At 56.5% G+C, this 19,158-nt stretch carries 14 protein-coding genes; 9 read left to right on the top strand and 5 right to left on the bottom strand.

The window, feature by feature from the left end; all coding sequences use genetic code 11:
• The first annotated feature begins 204 nt into the window (after nt 1–204).
• Together mltA and tcdA are read left to right on the top strand one after the other, a co-directional pair.
• Nucleotides 205–1,347 carry a murein transglycosylase A gene (gene mltA, locus LQ945_RS08510; protein WP_261287244.1) on the top strand — a complete coding sequence of 381 codons (1,143 nt, stop codon included), beginning with the start codon at nt 205–207 and terminating at the stop codon, nt 1,345–1,347.
• 303 nt (nt 1,348–1,650) lie between these two features.
• Entirely contained in the window at nt 1,651–2,457 is an 807-nt protein-coding gene (gene tcdA / locus LQ945_RS08505; RefSeq protein WP_269935629.1) for a tRNA cyclic N6-threonylcarbamoyladenosine(37) synthase TcdA, read from the top strand.
• Here tcdA and csdE read toward each other — a convergent pair.
• Together csdE and csdA are read right to left on the bottom strand one after the other, a co-directional pair.
• Nucleotides 2,448–2,882: a cysteine desulfurase sulfur acceptor subunit CsdE gene (gene csdE / locus LQ945_RS08500; protein WP_270102685.1), complete on the bottom strand. Its 435-nt coding sequence runs from the start codon at nt 2,880–2,882 to the stop codon at nt 2,448–2,450. The genes tcdA and csdE overlap by 10 nt on opposite strands.
• A 23-nt stretch (nt 2,883–2,905) precedes the next feature.
• Nucleotides 2,906–4,111: a cysteine desulfurase CsdA gene (gene csdA / locus LQ945_RS08495; protein WP_262241054.1), complete on the bottom strand. Its 1,206-nt coding sequence runs from the start codon at nt 4,109–4,111 to the stop codon at nt 2,906–2,908.
• Nucleotides 4,112–4,306: 195 nt separating this feature from the next.
• Here csdA and LQ945_RS08490 point away from each other — a divergent pair, with 195 nt between their 5' ends.
• The 4 genes from LQ945_RS08490 to rlmM all read left to right on the top strand — a co-directional run bounded on the left by LQ945_RS08490 (nt 4,307) and on the right by rlmM (nt 7,378).
• A complete protein-coding gene (locus tag LQ945_RS08490; protein ID WP_004952250.1) occupies nt 4,307–4,531 on the top strand; it encodes a YgdI/YgdR family lipoprotein in 225 nt (74 codons plus the stop codon).
• 385 nt (nt 4,532–4,916) lie between these two features.
• Nucleotides 4,917–5,834 carry a transcriptional regulator GcvA gene (locus LQ945_RS08485; RefSeq protein WP_270102684.1) on the top strand — a complete coding sequence of 306 codons (918 nt, stop codon included), beginning with the start codon at nt 4,917–4,919 and terminating at the stop codon, nt 5,832–5,834.
• Nucleotides 5,835–5,886: 52 nt separating this feature from the next.
• A complete protein-coding gene (locus tag LQ945_RS08480; protein ID WP_156033854.1) occupies nt 5,887–6,282 on the top strand; it encodes a DUF423 domain-containing protein in 396 nt (131 codons plus the stop codon).
• Nucleotides 6,275–7,378: a 23S rRNA (cytidine(2498)-2'-O)-methyltransferase RlmM gene (gene rlmM, locus LQ945_RS08475; protein ID WP_044553149.1), complete on the top strand. Its 1,104-nt coding sequence runs from the start codon at nt 6,275–6,277 to the stop codon at nt 7,376–7,378. The genes LQ945_RS08480 and rlmM overlap by 8 nt, the downstream gene beginning before the upstream one ends.
• 26 nt (nt 7,379–7,404) lie before the next feature.
• Here the strand turns inward: rlmM and xni are convergent, their stop codons facing one another.
• Entirely contained in the window at nt 7,405–8,160 is a 756-nt protein-coding gene (gene xni, locus LQ945_RS08470; RefSeq protein WP_262241024.1) for a flap endonuclease Xni, read from the bottom strand.
• A 171-nt stretch (nt 8,161–8,331) separates the two neighbouring features.
• Nucleotides 8,332–9,696, bottom strand: a complete 1,365-nt coding sequence (gene ppnN, locus LQ945_RS08465) for a nucleotide 5'-monophosphate nucleosidase PpnN (RefSeq protein ID WP_004952240.1) — start codon at nt 9,694–9,696, stop codon at nt 8,332–8,334.
• Nucleotides 9,697–10,101: 405 nt separating this feature from the next.
• On the opposite strand from ppnN, the gene syd reads away from it, so the two are divergent.
• Nucleotides 10,102–10,653: a SecY-interacting protein gene (gene syd / locus LQ945_RS08460; protein WP_270102683.1), complete on the top strand. Its 552-nt coding sequence runs from the start codon at nt 10,102–10,104 to the stop codon at nt 10,651–10,653.
• 618 nt (nt 10,654–11,271) lie between these two features.
• On the opposite strand, the gene LQ945_RS08455 is transcribed toward syd, so the two are convergent.
• Complete coding sequence (locus tag LQ945_RS08455) at nt 11,272–12,510, bottom strand: MFS transporter (protein WP_269935625.1); 1,239 nt, start codon at nt 12,508–12,510, stop codon at nt 11,272–11,274.
• Nucleotides 12,511–12,688: 178 nt separating this feature from the next.
• On the opposite strand from LQ945_RS08455, the gene LQ945_RS08450 reads away from it, so the two are divergent.
• Nucleotides 12,689–13,015, top strand: a complete 327-nt coding sequence (locus LQ945_RS08450) for a YqcC family protein (RefSeq protein ID WP_202914211.1) — start codon at nt 12,689–12,691, stop codon at nt 13,013–13,015.
• A gap of 152 nt (nt 13,016–13,167) precedes the next feature.
• Nucleotides 13,168–19,149 (top strand): alpha-2-macroglobulin family protein, encoded by a 5,982-nt coding sequence (locus LQ945_RS08445; protein WP_270102682.1) that lies wholly within the window; start codon nt 13,168–13,170, stop codon nt 19,147–19,149.
• Nucleotides 19,150–19,158: the final 9 nt, after the last annotated feature.

Below are 19,158 nucleotides of genomic sequence, written 5' to 3'. Positions count from 1 at the left end.
AGCGCACTATACTCTCCGTGCGTTTGGTTGCAACCCTTTTTGCATTTTATTGAACTAAAACGGCCTTTCTGTCGAATTAGCCCGCAATTTGCGTTCTTTTTCACCATTATCTGACCAAGGGCTTTTTTTATAGGCGGCGATTCCTTTATCTATGGGCGTTTGTTATCGTTCGGCGGGAGATCATATCAGTTGAGAGTGTGCGCGATGAAAGGACGTTGGGGCAAATACCTGCTGGGCGGGTTAATGGTAGCGATACTGGCAGGCTGTTCGTCTAAGCCGACCGATCGGGGACAGCAATATAAGGATGGACGCCTGGATCAGTCGCTGGAGTTGGTGAACCAACCCAACGCGAAAGGGGTACCGGTTAATGCCAAGGATTATTCAGATCAGCTGATGGAGATCAAATACGCTTCTCCTTCACTTTTTAATCGCAACAACACCACTTATCAGGCAGTACAGAGCTGGATGGCCTCCGGCGCCGATACGCGCAACCTGAACCAGTACGGCCTCAGCGCTTACCAGATGGAAGGCGTAGACAACTACGGCAACGTTCAGTTTACCGGTTACTACACGCCGGTGGTGCAGGCGCGCTATACCCAACAGGGTGAGTTCCGTTACCCGCTGTACCGCATGCCGCCAAAAGGGAAAGGCCGCCTGCCCGATCGCGCGGGTATTTACTCAGGCGCGCTGGACGATCGCTATATTGTGGCGTACACCAACTCGCTGATGGACAACTTTATGATGGAAGTCCAGGGCAGTGGCTATGTGGATTACGGCAACGGCCAGCCGTTGGTGTTCTTCGGCTACGGCGGCAAAAACGGCCATGCTTATCGCAGCATTGGCAAAGTGCTGATCGACCGCGGTGAAGTGGCCAAGGCGGATATGTCGATGCAGGCGATTCGTCAGTGGGCGGATACCCACAGCGCGGCAGAAGTGCGTGAGCTGTTGGAACAGAACCCTTCCTTTGTCTTCTTCCGTCCTGAAGCCTTTGCGCCGGTTCGCGGAGCCAGTGCGGTGCCGTTGATCGCCAAAGCGTCGGTGGCTTCCGATCGTTCACTGATCCCGGCGGGTACCACGCTGCTGGCGGAAGTGCCGCTGCTGGACAACAAGGGTAAATTCACGGGAAAATATGAGATGCGTCTGATGGTGGCGCTGGATGTGGGTGGGGCGATCAAAGGCCAGCACTTCGATATGTACCAGGGCATCGGGGCTGATGCCGGCCACTCGGCGGGTTATTACAACCACTACGGCCGCGTTTGGGTGCTGAAAGGCGCCAACGTAAACGCGCCGCTGTTTACCAGCCAGACCAGCTCCGCTTCAGGCGGTTCGCTGTTGGTCACCCGTTAACGGCATCAGGTTTTACCCGATGAATTTCAGGCTGGTCGTCTGATTATGGCTTGAAAGGCGACGGGTATACCGATATTGACCCGCAAGGGCCGGATTTTCCGGTCCTTGCGACTGCTGACAAACTTATAATGTTTGGCGGCAGGCGCTAAAGATTTTGAAAATAAATCTGGAAAATCAATTTATTGATTTTCGGCTGATAACACAAAGGGGGAAAAACCACGCTTTTATCCCCCTTTGTCAATAATCTGAAGGGCCGGAACCTCCGGCCCTTATCATTTGCAAAGTTAAGGTAATAAAAGCGTTATGAGCACAGCCTATTCTGAAGCCTATCTGCAGCGTTTTGGCGGCACGGCACGTTTATACGGTCAGCAGGCGTTGGCGCTGTTTGCCCAGGCGCACATTTGCGTGATTGGCATTGGCGGCGTGGGCTCCTGGGCGGCAGAAGCGCTGGCGCGTACCGGCATCGGCACTATTACGCTGATTGATATGGACGATGTCTGCGTCACCAACACCAATCGCCAAATCCATGCGCTGCGCCAGCATGTCGGGCAGTCAAAAACGGAAGTGATGGCGGAGCGCATTCTGGCGATCAACCCTGAGTGTCGGGTGACCTGCATTGACGATTTCATTACGGCGGACAACGTTGCCGAGCTGCTCGATAACAATTTCAGCTACGTCATCGACGCGATTGACAGCGTGCGACCGAAGGCGGCACTGCTGGCTTATTGTCGACGCTACAAGATACCTGTGGTCACCACCGGCGGTGCCGGTGGACAGATAGACCCGACCCAGATTGCGGTGGTGGATTTGGCGAAAACCATTCAGGATCCGCTGGCGGCCAAGCTGCGTGAACGGCTGAAAAATGATTTCAACGTGGTGAAGAACAGTAAGGGCAAGCTGGGCATCGACTGCGTGTTTTCCAGCGAACCCCTGGTTTACCCGCAGCCGGATGGCAGCGTTTGCGCGTCGCGCAGCACTGCTGAAGGGCCAAAAAGAATGGATTGCAGTGCGGGATTCGGTGCGGCAACCATGGTTACCGCGACCTTTGGCTTTGTCGCCGTTTCCCACGCGCTGAAAAAGATGGTGGCGAAAGCCGCGCGTCAGGCGTAGCGGGCGCTTATCGCCCTCACTGCGGCAGCCAGCGCTTCCAATCCACTGGCTCGGGTGGCGCTGAGCTGGGCGCGTAGCGCCAACTGATCGAATAACCCCAAGGGGTCCATCGCCGCGATTTCTTGCGGCGTTTTTCCTTCTACCGCCGTCAGCAGCACCGCCAACAGCCCGCGTACGATGCGACCTTCGCTGTCACCATAAAAATGCAGCGTCCCGTCCGCCTGCAACTGATGCCCCAGCCAGACCCGGTTTTCACAGCCGCTCAATTCCATTTCCGCTGCGCGTAATGCTTCCGGCAACGGGGGCAACTGCTTTGCCAGCATGATCAGTTGGCGATAGCGATCTTCCCACTGCTTCAGGGCGGTAAATTTTTCGATTAGCGCCCCGGCGGTGATTTCACGGCCAAAGGGATGGGGGGCAAGCATAGCGTCTCCGGTGTTCATTCAGTCTAGTCGGCCAGCAGATCGATAGCGTTGATCAGGGCTGTGACCAAAGCATCGACATCTTCCTGGGTGTTATAAGGTGCGAAGGAGGCGCGCAGTGTACCACTGACCCCGAGCGCCGCCATCAGCGGTTGGGCGCAGTGCTGGCCGGCACGCACTGCGATGCCTTGTTCTGCCAGCAGGGTCACGATATCGCTGTGGTGGATGCCGGCAATATCGAATGCCAGCAGGCTGGAGCCTGAGCAACGGAAGCTGCGAAAGCCCGACAGTGACTCCAACCTTTGCTCGGCGTTATCGGCCAGGTCACGGCTGTAGCGTTCGGCAGCCAACATGTCCTGATTGGCAAGCCACTCCAGTGCGGCGGCTAACCCCAACACGCCGGCGATATTGGGCGTGCCTGCTTCAAAGCAGTGAGGAGGCTTTTGCGGCGTGAACCCCTCGAACGATGCCTGGGTCAGCATCTTGCCGCCGCCCTGCCACGGTGCCATTTGCGCCAATAACTCGCTCTTGCCGTACAGCGCTCCTATGCCGGTTGGGCCATAGAGTTTGTGGCCGGAGAACGCGTAGAAATCAATGTCAAGCCGCTGAACGTCGGCGGGGCAGTGCACTATGCCCTGCGCACCGTCAATCATCACGCGTGCGCCGGCGCTGTGGGCCAGGCTGATGGCGTGCGCCAAATCCGGGCAACCGCCGGTGACGTTGGACATCTGCCCCAGCGCCAGCAGACGGGTTTTAGCATTGAGCAGCCCAGGCAACAGGGTCAGGTCCGGCAGGCGATCTGCGCCAAGGGGCAGTTTTACCACCCGGGCGCCGGTTTGCTCTGCCACCATCAACCAGGGGATTAGATTGGCGTGATGCTCTGCCTCGCTCACCAGGATTTCGTCACCCGGTTTCAGCAGGGGGCGAGCATAGCTTTGCGCAACCAGGTTGATTGCTTCGGTGGTACCGCGGGTCCAGATAATGTCATCGGCTGAAGGGGCGTTGATCAGAGTAGCGACCTGTTGGCGCGCCTGCTCGAAACGGGCGGTCAGGTCCTGTGCGGCCCTATGCTGGCTACGATGCACCGTAGCCGCGTCGTCACGATAAAACTGCTGCGTAGCGGCAATGACCGCCAGAGGTTTTAATGCGGTGGCGGCGCTGTCGAGATAAATGCCCGCCTGCTGCAATGCAGGAAACTGATTACGGAAGTCGATGGGATTAAAAGGTGTCATACCCTGATTGTCGCTGGCTGAAGTCAATCATTGATCCTGTCTTATTTTACGGCTGGAGACAAGCTATCCCGACCATTAGGACTTATCGCCTGGCAATCTCGGGAAAGTTTGTTATGCTAATAAGTACGCGCTAAATAATGGCGTTGAATAATAGAAAGGGTTTTTTACAGCATTTAAAACTACAAGGAGTCCACAATGAAGAAGACAGCCGCAGTTATCTCTGCTCTGATGCTTACGTTCACCCTGGCAGCTTGCTCCAGCAATTACGTGATGCACACCAATGATGGGCGCACTATTGTCGCCGACGGCAAGCCAAAAGTGGACAACGATACCGGTATGATCAGCTATAAAGATGCCAACGGCGTTGAGCAGCAGATCAACCGTTCCGACGTGAAAGAAATGGTTGAAAGCAACCAGTAAACGTCAGGCAAAAAAAAGCACCGCAAAGCTTGCGGTGCTGCATAAAATCACTATGGACAGACAGGGTAAATGTACAGGAAGTGAAAAAAAACAGTAGCTTAGCTACCACGTCTGGATTGCCAGACAATTTGCAAACACAACATCACAACCACAAGCCAAAAGTTCATCGGCGTCCTCGACACCCAATCCCTTTTCGTTCCGGCCCGGGAAGTGCCGCCACTATAGGTATTTGCTGGCGCATGCTCAACGGACAATTTATAATGGCTCGGATTAAAAAAACTAATGGTAGCGCTTTGTTGTTCTGTGCCTATGGCACGGCACACAACGCCGCCTGATTTTTTATGCCGAATCACTCGGAATATTGTTACACAAAAGTAGCTAATAAATGTCTAAACGCTTACCACCTCTGAATGCACTGCGGGTCTTTGACGCGGCTGCCCGTCACCTGAGTTTTACCAAAGCGGCTGAAGAACTGTTTGTCACCCAGGCCGCGGTGAGCCACCAGATCAAGTCGCTGGAGGACTTCCTCGGCCTGAAGCTGTTTCGGCGCCGCAACCGCTCGCTGTTGCTGACGGAAGAAGGGCAAAGTTATTATCTGGATATCAAGGAAATCTTCTCCTCGATCAATGAGGCTACGCGCAAGTTACAGGCGCGCAGCGCCAAGGGGGCATTGACCGTCAGTTTGCCCCCGAGTTTTGCCATTCAGTGGTTGGTGCCTCGTCTGTCCGGCTTTAACTCAGCTTATCCGGGAATTGACGTGCGTATCCAGGCGGTGGACCGTGAAGAAGACAAGCTGGCGGATGACGTTGACGTGGCTATTTTCTATGGCCGCGGCAACTGGACAGGGTTGCGCGCAGAACGTTTATACGCGGAATACCTGCTGCCAGTGTGCTCTCCCAGCCTGCTTACCGGGGAACATGCGTTAAAAGTGACGAGCGATCTGGCTTATCACACGCTGCTGCATGATACTTCACGCCGCGATTGGCTGGCCTACACGCGCCAGTTGGGGTTGCAGCACATCAATGTGCAGCAGGGGCCGATTTTCAGTCACAGCGCCATGGTGGTGCAGGCGGCAGTGCATGGGCAGGGGATTGCCCTGGTCAATAACGTGATGGCGCAGACCGAGATCGAGGCCGGGCGATTGGTATGCCCGTTCAACGACGTCCTGGTCAGTAAAAATGCTTTTTATCTGGTATGTCATGACAGTCAGGCAGAACTGGGTAAAATAGCCGCCTTTCGTAAGTGGATCCTGGCGCGGGCAGCCAGCGAGCAAGAAAAGTTCCGCTTTCGCTACGAACAATGAGGCCGGTCGCCGTTTTGTCGCCGCCGGTTTTTTTCAATAAAGGTAAATAACGATGAGCAGTCGTTCAATGCTGATTTTTGCCGCTATCAGCGGTTTTGTATTTGTTGCTCTGGGCGCGTTTGGCGCACACGTACTAAGTGGCACGCTGGGCGCTAACGAGATGGCCTGGATCCGTACCGGGCTGGACTATCAGGGCTTTCATACCCTGACGATCCTGGCGCTGGCGGTGGCGATGCAACGCCGTGTCAGCCTGTGGTTTTACTGGAGCGGGGCGTTATTGGCGCTCGGCACCGTACTGTTCAGCGGCAGCCTGTACTGTCTGGCGCTGTCGCACCTGAAGGTCTGGGTCTATATCACGCCGATTGGCGGCGTGTGTTTCCTGGCCGGTTGGGTATTGATGTTGATTGGCGCTTTGCGTCTGAGGAAAAAGGCCGAGCGCCATGAATAAGATTGCGTTGTATTGCCGCCAGGGTTTTGAAAAAGAGTGTGCGGCGGAAATTACCGCCAAGGCTGCCGAACTGGAAGTGTTTGGTTTCGCCAGAGTGAAGGACAACAGCGGCTACGTGCTTTTCGAGTGCTACCAGCCGGACGATGCCGATCGCCTGGCGCGGGAAATACCGTTCCGTGAACTGATTTTTGCCCGCCAGATGTTGGTGGTGGGTGAGCTGCTGCGCGATTTGCCGCCGGAAGATCGCGTATCGCCGATCGTCGGCATGCTGATTGGCGTGGTCGACCGTGGTGGTGAGCTGCGAGTAGAAGTGCCGGACACCAACGAAAGCAAAGAGCTGATGAAGTTCTGTCGCAAACTGACGGTGCCGTTGCGCGCTGCGATGCGTGAGCAGAAAGTATTGATGGCGCGTGAGAATGCAACCCGTCCAGTGGTGCACGTGTTCTTTATCGCGCCGGGTTGCTGTTATGTCGGTTACTCCTTCAGCAACAACAACTCGCCGTTCTATATGGGCATTCCGCGTCTTAAGTTCCCTTCCGACGCGCCAAGCCGTTCTACGCTGAAGCTGGAAGAGGCATTCCACGTGTTTATCCCTGCCGACGAGTGGGACGAGCGTTTGGCCAGCGGCATGCATGCGGTCGATCTGGGGGCCTGTCCGGGCGGTTGGACCTACCAACTGGTGCAACGCAGCATGATGGTGCACGCGGTGGACAATGGCCCGATGGCGCCAAGCCTGATGGATACCGGACAGGTAACCCATCACCGCGCCGACGGTTTCAGGTATGAACCTTCCAGCAGCAAGATTTACTGGCTGGTGTGTGACATGGTGGAAAAACCTGCCAAGGTGACCAGTTTGATGATCCAGTGGTTGGTGAAAGGCTGGTGCCGCGAGGCGATCTTCAACCTGAAGCTGCCGATGAAAAAACGCTACGAAGAGGTTTCGCAGAACCTGCAGTCGATCAAGGAAGCCTTGGATGCGGCGGGTATCAGCTCACAAATTCATGCCAAGCAGCTGTATCACGATCGTGAAGAAGTTACCGTACACGTCCGCCGCATGTGGTCGGCCGTGGGGGGGCGTCGCGACGAGCGTGACTGATTGACAGGGCGCAGTCGCGCCCTGGTTTAAGCCGGTAACCGCAGCTGCTGCAGGTTACCGGTTAACGTCAGGTCGGTGCGCAAGGTGGCGACCTTTTTACTGACATAGGCCATGTCGCGGTGTTGTTGAAGTTTGCCGCGCCATTTCTCCGGCACCTGCTCCAGGGCCTGGTAGAGCCCGTCCAGCGAACCTGCCTGCTGCAACAGCAACACCGCCGTTTTCGGTCCGATGCCGGCTACGCCAGGGATCTTGCTGCTGCTGATCCCCGCCAATCCCCAGTAGTCCGCCAACTGCTGTGGCGATACCCCAAACTCCTGCTGCACAAACGGCATATCCAGCCAGCGTTTTTGAAAGTAATCGCGGATTTGCACGCTGGGTGCCAACAACTGGCAGTAACCTTTGTCGGTGGACACAATAGTGACCTGATGGCCGCCGCCTGCAATTTTGGCCGTCAGCGTTGCCGCCAGATCGTCCGCTTCATTGCCTGGCGAGTGCCAACAGGCAACGCCAAGGGCTTCGAACGCCTGGCGAAGCTGGGGCATTTCCTGCTGTAAATTCTCCGGCATCGGTGAACGTCCGGCCTTGTAGTCGGGCAGGATCTGGTGACGCCAGCTTTCGCTGCGATCGTCCTCGTCGAATACCGCCACCGCGTGCGTTGGGCGGCTGTGCTGGATCAACTGTTGCACGGCGTGCTGGCAGGCGTTGACACAGGGAGACCCCTGCACGGCGTGAATGCGGCGGATAAGGTTGAGTGCGTCGACAATCAGTAGGTGTATAGGCATTAACTCGTCGTCTTTCAAGCTGCAGCGTTGTTGACTTCACGTACTCCCCCCTCAGTAAGCTCCGGGAGATGAACGCGCTTTCCGCCTGGCTGCAACTTGAAATCCATAGAGAGTAAAGGCGGAAAAGTCAGGTAAAAGAAGGGCGGCTATCAGGCCGCCCCGGATGGCTCATTAAGCGACTATTTCGTAGCAGGGCACATAGGCGCTGCCCGGCAGCTTCATACGGTGTTGAGCGACGAAGCCCTGCAACAGGCTGTCCATCTGTTTCATCATCTGCGGCTCGCCGTGCAGCTTGTACGGGCCGAACTGCTCGATGGCATGAATGCCATTTTCCTTCACGTTGCCGGCGACGATGCCGGAAAACGCGCGGCGCAGCGCAGCGGCCAACTGTTCGGCCGGCTGGTCCGGATACAGGTTGAGATTCGCCATATTTTCATGGCTCGGCTCGAACGGCAATTGCAGATCCGGCGCGATGCGAATAGACCAGTTGAAGCTGTAAGCATCGCCGGTATTGCGACGGTTTTCTTTCACCAGCGGCATGGCCTTTTTCATCTGACGCGCCACTTCCGCCGGATCGTCGATGATGATGGTGTAATGGCGACGCGCTTCGTCTCCCAGCGTGTTCATGATGAACTCGTCCAGCACGCGGAAATAGTCGGCGCTCTCTTTTGGCCCGGTGAGGATCAGCGGCAAGACCTGTTCGCTGTTTTCCGGGTTCATCAGAATACCCAGCAGATACAGCAGTTCTTCCGCCGTGCCGACGCCGCCAGGGAAGATGATGATCCCGTGGGCGATACGGACGAAGGCCTCCAGGCGTTTTTCGATGTCCGGCATGATCACCAGCTCATTGACCAGCGGGTTTGGCGGTTCTGCGGCAATGATTGAAGGTTCGGTCATGCCGATGAAACGGCTGTTGCGGTAGCGCTGTTGGGCGTGGCCCACGGCGGCGCCTTTCATCGGCGCTTCCATGGCGCCCGGTCCGCAACCGGTACAGATATTCAGCTCGCGCAGGCCCAGCTGACTGCCGACCTTGCGGGCATAGAGATATTCGTTTTCATTGATCGAATGGCCACCCCAGCACACCACCAGGTTAGGATCTTCATCGAGGTGCAACGCACGGGCGTTGCGCAGGATAGAGAACACCAGGTTGGTAATGTGGGCCGAGTTTTCCAGGTTCAGATGCTGGAAACGGCCGGCGCTGTCGATCTGTCCGTGAACGAACAGAATATCGCGCAGCACGGCGAACAGGTTGGCCTGCAGCGAGCGGATTATTCTACCGTCGACAAAGGCGTCTTCCGGCGGGTTAACCAGTTCGAGTTTGACGCCACGCTCACGGCGCAGCACGTTGATATCAAAGGTTTCGTAGCGTGACAGCAGCTGTTTGCTGTTGTCGGTCTGGCTGCCGGAGTTCAAAACGGCCAGCGAACAGTTGCGGAACAAACGGTATAGATCACTGCTGGCGGTACGCTTCAGCATGTCTACTTCCAGCTGCGACAGCAAATCCATAGAGCCAAGCGGGCTGATGTGTGTAATCAAGGTAACTCCTTTGCACCCGGAACGGGCAGTAGTAATCCATACGCAGCAGAACAGCATCTCGTTATTGTCAGGGCACGGCGGCAAAACCCGACCGGAATGCCCGGCGCTCCTGATTTAACCTTACCGCCGTCCCCAGATTTTTACCAACACAAACCACTCGTTAGCTCAGTTGTTGAGCAATGTTTCGCATTATTGGCATGCCAGGCAATCTGGTGACGGGACAAAGTCCGTTTTGCTGCGGCAGGGATTGATGTCCAAAACCCGACGCGACGGGGGCAACGTGCTATACCGTCAGACTTTGCCCAGCGTCAGTTCCGACAGGGAGGGGGGATAGGAGGACATCTGCTGTCACCTTGGTGAGAGATAGGTACAATGGTCGCCAGTTTACCGTATGCGAGAAAAAATATGGACCACGATGTACCGCACGCCCTGCGTGAATTCACCCAGCGTTATGTTGATCTTTGGCAGCAGGAGCGCGGTCATGTGCCGGCAAGTCAGGATCTGTACGGCGTACCGTCGCCCTGCCTGGTCGAAAACCGCGATGACCAGGCGCTGTGGTTGCCGCAACCCTTCACCCCGGCAGCGACGCTGGAAAAGGTAGAAACTGCGCTTGAGCTTCGTCTGCAGCCGGACATCAACCTGTTTTACACCCAACAGTATGCGGGTGACATGGGCGCGCAGTTCGGCGAGCATCATCTCACCCTGCTGCAGGTGTGGAGCGAGGACGATTTTATTCGCCTGCAGGAAAACCTGATCGGCCATCTGGTGACGCAAAAACGGCTGAAACTGTCACCGACGTTGTTCCTGGCAACCACCGAATCAGAAATGACGCTGGTCTCGTTGTGCAACGTCAGCGGGAATGTGGTGCTGGAGCAATTTGGCAGCAATAAGCGCACTTTACTGGCGGCGTCGTTGGGTAATTTCCTCGATGCATTGCGCCCGCGGATTGACGTTTGACGCTAATTTAACCACGGCCCGTGTGCGATATATCTCACACGGGCTGTGAGAGATCGCTTTTAATTTTCACCGCATTGCCGGTGATATGGGTTTTATTGTTATCCAGATCAATTGGTTAGTTTTTCTTTAGGATAACTCTTAGCATTAATTTCCTGTCAGCCTGCCAGTAAGCTCTTGTGAACCCGGGATAATTAAGCGATCTTATGTTCACCGGAAGGGATACGGCGGAGCTGGAAAGCATCAGGATGATGCAGCTTCAGGAAGAAGAAGTGGATGCGCTCAGTGAAGAGCGGAGGACGGCGTCAGGAGATGCCAGGATGTTTCAGGATTGAAACCAGGGACACCTCCAGGATGGAGATTGAGAGCCGGCAAAGGACCGTTGGCGGGTCATGAAGACTGAGGAACCGCATCAGGACGATGCTACGGGACAACGCCAGGACGGTTTGGTCAGGATGGCCGCAGGAAAAGTTTTCAAGGATTGAGCAGGGAGCACACTGTGTAGCGGGACTGCTATAAAACGAACCGAGGGCACTGTTAGCGCAGTGCCCTCAACTTTTTATACGGATTTATGCTTTAAGCCGTCAACAGGCTTAACCCTGCTCGAATTCATCTCAGTTGTTAACCAATCGCCCCCAGCGTATCGCCATCGACCTGTTTTTTAGGCAGCAGGAACAGCGTGGCATAAATATCCAGCAGATAAATAGCCGCCAGCAGGCTGATTGCCGCAGCGAAGGATACCTGCGTCACCAGTGCGCCGATCACCAATGGCCCCAGGCCACCGACGCCGCGCCCAAGATTGAACAGAATGTTTTGCGCGGTAGCACGCGCCTGTACCGGGTAGGTATCGGAAATCAACGCGCCGTAGCCGCCAATCATCCCATTCACGAACATTCCCATCAGCGCGCCGGCAAACAGCATTAACGTCGGGTCGCTAAGCTGTGCATAGACCACCACCATCACCACCGCACCGATCTGATAGCTGATAAAAATCTTCCAGCGGCTGAAGCGGTCGGCCAAGACGCCAAACAGCCAGATGCCGAACGTCATGCCTATCACCGTAACCGCAGTCCACAAGCCTGACTTGGTTAATGAGAAACCGAAGTTTTTGGCCAGGTAGGTCGGCATCCAAATCATCAGCCCGTAATAGCCGAAGTTCTGCACCGAGCACAAAATAAAAATACCGATACTGGCCTTGCTGGTGGCGCGGTCTTTGAACAGCAGCCTGATACGCTGGGCAAAAGAAAGCTGTTCACCGGTGCTTTGCTGGCGTACGAACGCTTCCGGTTCTCCCAGGGTGCGGCGGATCAGGAACGACGCCAGTGCGGGCAACAAGCCCACCAGGAACATGCCGCGCCAGCCGATATGCGTCAGCAGTAGCGGGGTGAGAAACGCCGCCGCCAATACGCCAAGCTGCCAGCCCATGCCCACGTAGGCCGAGGCTCGATTGCGTTTTTCCGCCGGCCAGGCTTCGGCGATCAGCGCCATGCCGATACCGAACTCACCCCCCAGCCCGATACCCGCCAGCGTGCGGTAGGCGAGCAAATCCCAATAGCCTTGTGCCAGAGCGCAAAGGCCGGTAAACAACGAGAACATCAGGATGGTGATGGTCAATACCCGGATACGCCCAAAGCGATCGCTGAGGTGACCGAAAATCACCCCGCCCAGAACGGCGCCGATCAGCGTCCAGGTGACCAGCGAACCGGCGGCGGAAGAGCTCAATCCCATTTCGATACTGATGGCCGGCAGCATAAAGCCGAGGATCAGCAAGTCAAAGCCGTCCATGGCGTAGCCGGTGACCGAAGCCAGCATGGCTTTGCCGGGCGTGGCGTGGTTTTTTGTCGTTGTGATTGCAGGCATGTGTCTAATCTGTTTGGTTTAGTCGGTGGGCCTATTGTGCCGTGGGGCGCTGGACGCCACCAGATAAAAACGGCTGCGCTAGTCAAGTCAGCCGAATTTGGGCTATAAAAATGCTATGCTTTGCCGCTTTTCAGCCACGCGGCTGAATCATCATCATGAAAATAGATCGGGAATGCAGATGAGTATAAATAATCAGGTTCGCCACAGTTTGCAGGCGATTGAACAGTCAATGCGCGATCTGGCTCTGTGGCAGGCTGCACCGCCTGAGCCTGAGGCCTTCGCCAGCACTGAACCTTTCTGCGTAGACAGCATGTCGGCCGAAGCCTGGCTGCAATGGGTGTTTCTGCCGCGTATGTACGCGCTGCTGGATGCGGATGCGCCGTTACCTACGCGCTTTGCCATCACGCCTTATTTTGAAGAGGCGCTGAAAGACAATGAGCCCAACTGCATGCCGCTGCTGGTTGTGCTGCAGAAATTGGATAACATGCTGAATAAAGAGTCGTAATTATATTCCGACGTGGCCGCTGATTTTCGCCAGGCGGCAGATGGATGTATTAGCGCAGACGCCAGGACAGGGTATTTGGCGGCGTCTTTCGAACCCGATAAACCCTGGCCGTTTATCCGGGGATCTGCAAAGGATTATAAGGTGCTGCAATAATGGATTTATTAAAGTTTATCCTTCGTCTGCCTTTTACGTTAATCAAGGGTGCATTCCGCCTGTTGGCATTGAGCCTGGCGTTACTGGGGCGGTTATTCAGGCCGCTGATCGGTAATCTTGCCTGGAGTGCACCTGCCTGGTGGACTGCTCTGTCTGGCGGTGTGAAACGGGCGTTTTTGCGGCTGGAAAGCGGCGTAAACAAATACCCGAAAGCCATCAGTCTGGCGTTGCTGATTTTGTTGTGCATCGCCGGTGGCGCTGTCTACGGCTGGCACTGGTGGCTGAACCGACCGCAACCGATCGAACCGGCACCCATGGTGTATCAGCAAACCGACGTGCAGGCCGCTGGCCCTGAAGCGATAAACTACGCCGTTCAGAAGCCGACACCGCAGAAGCTAAGCCTGACGTTCAGTCACTCGGCGGCGCCTTTGACCGACGTAGGCAAGACGGTGACCAAGGGCGTGACGCTTAAGCCGCAGGCCGAAGGCCAGTGGGTCTGGAACGACGCCTCAACCCTGGTCTTTACGCCGAAAAAACCGCTGCCGATGGGCACGCAATACCAGGTTAACCTCGATCCTGCCACGTTACTGGCGCCGCAGATCAAACTCGCCAACACCCGTTACACCTTTAACGTGCCCGCATTTAATTACCAGCTTGGCCAGGCCGAGTATTACCAGGACCCGCAGGATCCGAAGAAGCGCAGCGCTATCTTCAATCTGAAGTTCAATGCGCCGTTGGACGTCACCAGCTTTGAAAAACAGGTCTCGCTCGGATTAAAGGAAGGCAACGCCAAGTCGGAGAAAAAGCTCAACTTCTCGCTGGTCTACGATGAGAAAAAACTCAACGCCTGGATCCACTCAGAGCCGCTGCAGGCGCTGGATCAGGGTGGCGTAGTGCACCTGACCGTCGGCAAGGGTATCAAAGCGACGGTGCCCGCCAACGCCATCGATGAAGTGAAAAGCAACGGGGTCACGGTGCCGACGCTGTACAGCCTGGCGCTGAGCGATGCCAGCGCCCAGGTGGTGGACGCCGAGGGTGCCAAGGGGCAGCGGGCTCTGATCGTCGCTTTCAGCGATGCCGTCAAGGATAAAGAGCTGGCACGCGCGACCAAGGCCTGGTTGCTGCCACAGCACGATCCCAGCGATGCTGAAGCCGCTAAAGACCCGAATGATTTTTACCAGTGGGATACCGACAGCGTCGCCAAGAATGTGCTGGCGCAGTCAACGCCGCTGACTCTGACGCTCAACGAGGCCGAAGAGAGCTACCAGCCGCAGTTCAGTTTCAAATTCGATGCCCCGGCGCATCGCTTCATGCTGCTTGAGATCGACAATCAGCTGGTCTCCAACGGCGGTTATAAAATGCCGAAAAAGGCCTTCCGGGTGATTGAGGTGCCGGAGTTCCCGAAATCCCTGCAGTTCATGTCGCAAGGGTCGCTACTGTCGGTGAACGGCGATAAGCAGATCAGCGTTGCCGCGCGCAACGTGGCGGGCCTGCGCCTGGATATCAAACGGGTGATCCCAAGCCAGCTGCAGCACATCGTTTCTTTCAAAAGCCGGGAATACTCTTCCGCCGAGTTTAACCGGCTGGATGACGAATATTTTACCGAGCATTTTAAATACCAGACCGCGCTCAATAATGACCAGCCGGGCGTGGTGAATTATCAGGGCATCGATCTTTCCCGCTACTTGTCCACCAATCCTGATTCTCACCGCGGCGTGTTTCTGTTGACGCTGTCCGAATGGCAGCCGAACCAGAAACCGGCGGAGGAAGAAGCAGGATCCGATGAACCTCAGGAAGAAAGCGACGATCAGGACAGGGTCGGTGATTCACGCTTTGTGGTTGTGACCGACCTGGGCATTGTCGCCAAAAGCTCTCAGGACAAAACGCGCGATGTGTTTGTGCAATCGATCCACAGCGGCGCGCCGGTCGGCAGCGCGAAAGTGTCGGTGATCGCGAAAAACGGCGTAACCTTGCTCAGTCAAATCACCGATGCCAACGGCCACGTGCGCTTCCCGGCGCTTGACGTTTACACCAATGAGCGCCAGCCGGTGATGTTCCTGGTGGAAAAAGAGGGAGATGTTTCCTTCTTGCCGACCGGCAGCTATAACGATCGCGGGTTGGATTTCTCGCGCTTCGACATTGCCGGTGAGCAGACCCCCACCGATCCGCGTGCGCTCAGCAGCTACCTGTTCTCCGATCGAGGCGTTTATCGGCCGGGAGACACCTTTAATATCGGCCTGATCACCCGCGCCGCCGATTGGGGCGTGGGGCTGGTCGGCGTGCCGGTACGTGCTGAAATCCGCGATCCGCGCGATAAGCTGATGACCACGGTGCCGCTGACGTTGGGCGCCAGCGGATTCAATGAGCTGAGTTACACCACCGATGAGAATTCACCCACCGGTGAGTGGAACGTCTATCTGTATCTGGTGGGGAAAAACCACGACACCTCAACGCTGCTCGGTCATACCTCCGTCAATGTGAAAGAGTTTGAGCCGGATCAGCTGAAGGTGACGCTGGAACTGACGCCAAACCGTCAACAGGGCTGGGTGAAACCTTCGGAATTGCAGGCCAATATTGATGTGCAGAATCTGTTTGGCACGCCGGCGCAAGATCGTCGCGTCACCTCACGATTGACCCTGCGACCCATGTACCCGAGCTTTGACCGCTTTCCGGACTACGCCTTCTACGAAAACCGGCAAAACAGCGACGGCTTCGAAACCGAGTTGGAAGAGCGCACTACCGACGAGCAGGGCGCGGCTAACATTCCGCTGGATCTCAAAGGCTATGCCGATGCCACTTATCAGCTGCAGCTGTTGTCGGAAGCCTTCGTCGCCGGCGGTGGGCGTTCGGTGGCGGCTACCGCCAGAGCTCTGGTATCGCCTTATGACTATCTGGTTGGCGTGAAGGCAGATGGAGATCTTGGCTATATCAACCGCGATGCGGTGCGTCAGTTGAATGTGATCGCCGTAGATCCGTCGCTCAAACAGATTGCCCTGGCGGATCTGAAGCTGGTGCTGATCGAACAGAAATACATTTCCGTGCTGACCAAACAGGATTCCGGCGTTTACAAATATCAATCGAAAATGAAGGAAGTGTCGCTGTCGGAGCAGCCGTTGGCACTGAGTGAACAGGGGAATGATCTGCGGCTGGCGACCGACAAGCCGGGTGACTTTGTGCTGGTGATTGAAGACGCGCAGGGCAAGGTGCTTAACCGCGTTGCCTACAGCGTGGCCGGGAATGCCAACCTTAGCCGTTCGCTGGATCGCAATGCGGAACTGAAATTGAAGCTGAACCAGGCGGAATATCAGCCTGGCGAAGAGATAGAGGTGTCGATCAACGCGCCTTACACCGGTAGCGGTCTGATCACCATCGAGAAAGATCGGGTTTACGCCTGGCAGTGGTTCCATAGCGACACCACCAGCTCGGTACAGAAAATTCGCCTGCCGGCCGGCATGGAGGGCAACGGTTACATCAACGTGCAGTTTGTGCGCGACGTCAACTCCAGCGAAATCTTTATGAGCCCGCTGAGTTACGGCGTTATGCCTTTCAAAATCAGCACCCGCGCACGGCAAAATGGGCTGCAAGTGACGGCACCGACGGTGATTAAGCCCGGTGAGGATCTGACCATGTCGGTGAAAACCGACGGCCCGCAGCAGGTGGCGTTGTTTGCCGTCGATGAAGGGATCCTGCAGGTGGCTCGCTACCGGTTAAAAGATCCGCTGGAGTTCTTCTTCAGCAAGCGTGAACTGAGCGTCACCAGCTCGCAAATTCTTGACCTGATCCTGCCGGAGTTCAGCAAGCTGATGGCGCTGACGGCGGCCCCGGGCGGCGACGCAGGGGAAGGGTTGGATCTCAACCTGAACCCGTTCAAACGCAAGCGCGATAAGCCGGTCGCCTACTGGTCCGGCATCACCGAGGTGAACGGCGAGAAGTCATTCGTCTATCCGGTGCCGGATTACTTCAACGGTAAAATCCGGGTCATGGCTATCTCGGTCACGCCGGATAAAATCGGCAAGGCGCAAACCGCCGCGACGGTGCGGGACAACTTCATCATGACGCCAAACGTGCCGGCGATGGTGGCACCGGGCGATGAGTTTGACGTCAGCGTGGGCGTCAGTAACAACCTCGAAGGATTGAACGGTCAACCGGTGGCGGTGAGCGTGCACTTGACGCCACCTCCTCAGTTGGAAGTGGTGGACAACGCAGTACAAGGTCTGTCGCTGGCGGAAAAACGCGAGGGTGTGGTTAATTTCCGACTGCGTGCCAAATCTGCGTTGGGGGATGCACCTTTGGTGTTTGACGCCAGCTATGGCGACAAGAGCAGCCGCCGCACGATCAGCACCTCGGTGCGCCCGGCAATGCCGTACCGCACCCAAACGGTGATGGGACGGATGAGCGGCAGCAGCCAAAACGTCGAAGGCCTGCGTCAGATGTTTGACGCCTATGCGCAGCGCCAGGCGGCGGTTTCCCATTCGCCGCTGGTGCTGACCAACGGGCTGGCTCAATACCTGGCAGACTACCCTTATTACTGTTCCGAGCAGATCGTCAGCCGCTCCATTCCGCTGATCCTGCAGAGCCGTCATCCGGAAATGGCGGGGGGCCTGAGCCAGGCAGAGGTTAGCAAACAGCTACGCAACCTGCTCGGCGTGTTGCGTTCTCGCCAGAATGATAGCGGGGCCATCGGTGCCTGGCGGTCATCACCAGATGCCGATCCTTTCGTTACGCCGTATGTGGTCCAGTATCTGTTGGAGGCCAAAGAAGCCGGGTATGCGCTGCCGGAGGGCATGCTTGAGGAAGCCAACGGCGCACTGCGTGAACTGGCGGCCAGCGGCTTTGACGACCTGTATCTGCTGCGTTTGCGCAGCTGGGCTATCTATTTGCTGACGCGGCAAGGCGAGGTGACCACCAATGCGCTGGCAATGGTGCAGGATACGCTGCAAAAACGTTATCCGGACAGTTGGAAAACCGATCTGAGCGCGCTGTATCTGGCATCTTCTTATCAATTGCTGAAGATGGATGACGAGGCCGCTGCACTGTTGCAGCCAAGCTGGCAGCAGTTGAGCAAAGCCTATGACAACGCCTGGTGGACGCAGAATTACTTTGATCCACTGGTGCAGGATGCGACGCGGCTGTATTTGATTACCCGCCATTTCCCGGAAAAGGTGGCATCGATTCCGCCGCAGGTGCTGGAGAACATGGTGAAGGCGCTGAAAGAAGAGCGTTACACCACCTACTCTTCCGCGATGAGCATACTGGCGCTGGAGAGCTATTCGGCTCAGGTGGCGCAGTCTGCCAACGCGGGTGCGCTGGAGATTGCACAGATCGGTAAAGGCGGCAATGCGGCACCACAGCGGATAGCCGAGCTGCAGGGGCTGTTTGCCAAAGGGCAGTTTACCGCTGATGCCGCCGCTGTCCGCTTCACCAACAGCGGCGATGCGCCGGCCTGGTACTCGGTGACTCAGGCAGGTTATGACCTTGTTGCGCCACAGAAAGCCCTGGCACGCGGGCTGGAAATCACCCGCGATTACACCGATGAGCAGGGTAAGCCGGTCACGCAGGTAACGCTGGGGCAGAAGGTCAATGTACATCTGAAAATCCGCGCTAACGCTAAAGAGGGGTTGAGCAATCTGGCGATTGTCGATCTGTTGCCGGGCGGGTTCGAAGTGGTGCAACAAACGCCGCCGGAACCAGCCGCTGAAGAAGGCAGCGAGGGGGAAGCGCAAAGCAGCGGTTGGCAGTCACCGCTGGCGGCTTCAGGATCCAGCTGGGCGCCGGATTACAGCGATATTCGTGAAGATCGGGTGATCATTTACGGCAGTGCCAGCACCGAGGTGCAGACGTTCGTTTACCAGATTAAAGCGACCAATACCGGCAGCTTTGTCATCCCACCGGCCTATGGCGAAGCCATGTATGACCGTGAAATACAGGCCATGTCGGTCGGCAGCGGTAAGCTGGTGGTGGTGCCGGCGGAAAATAAATAAGCTGTGGCT

The sequence above is a fragment of the Serratia liquefaciens genome (assembly GCF_027594825.1).
GTDB classification, from domain to species: Bacteria; Pseudomonadota; Gammaproteobacteria; order Enterobacterales; family Enterobacteriaceae; genus Serratia; species Serratia liquefaciens_A.
This window is presented reverse-complemented; position numbering and strand designations above follow the sequence as displayed.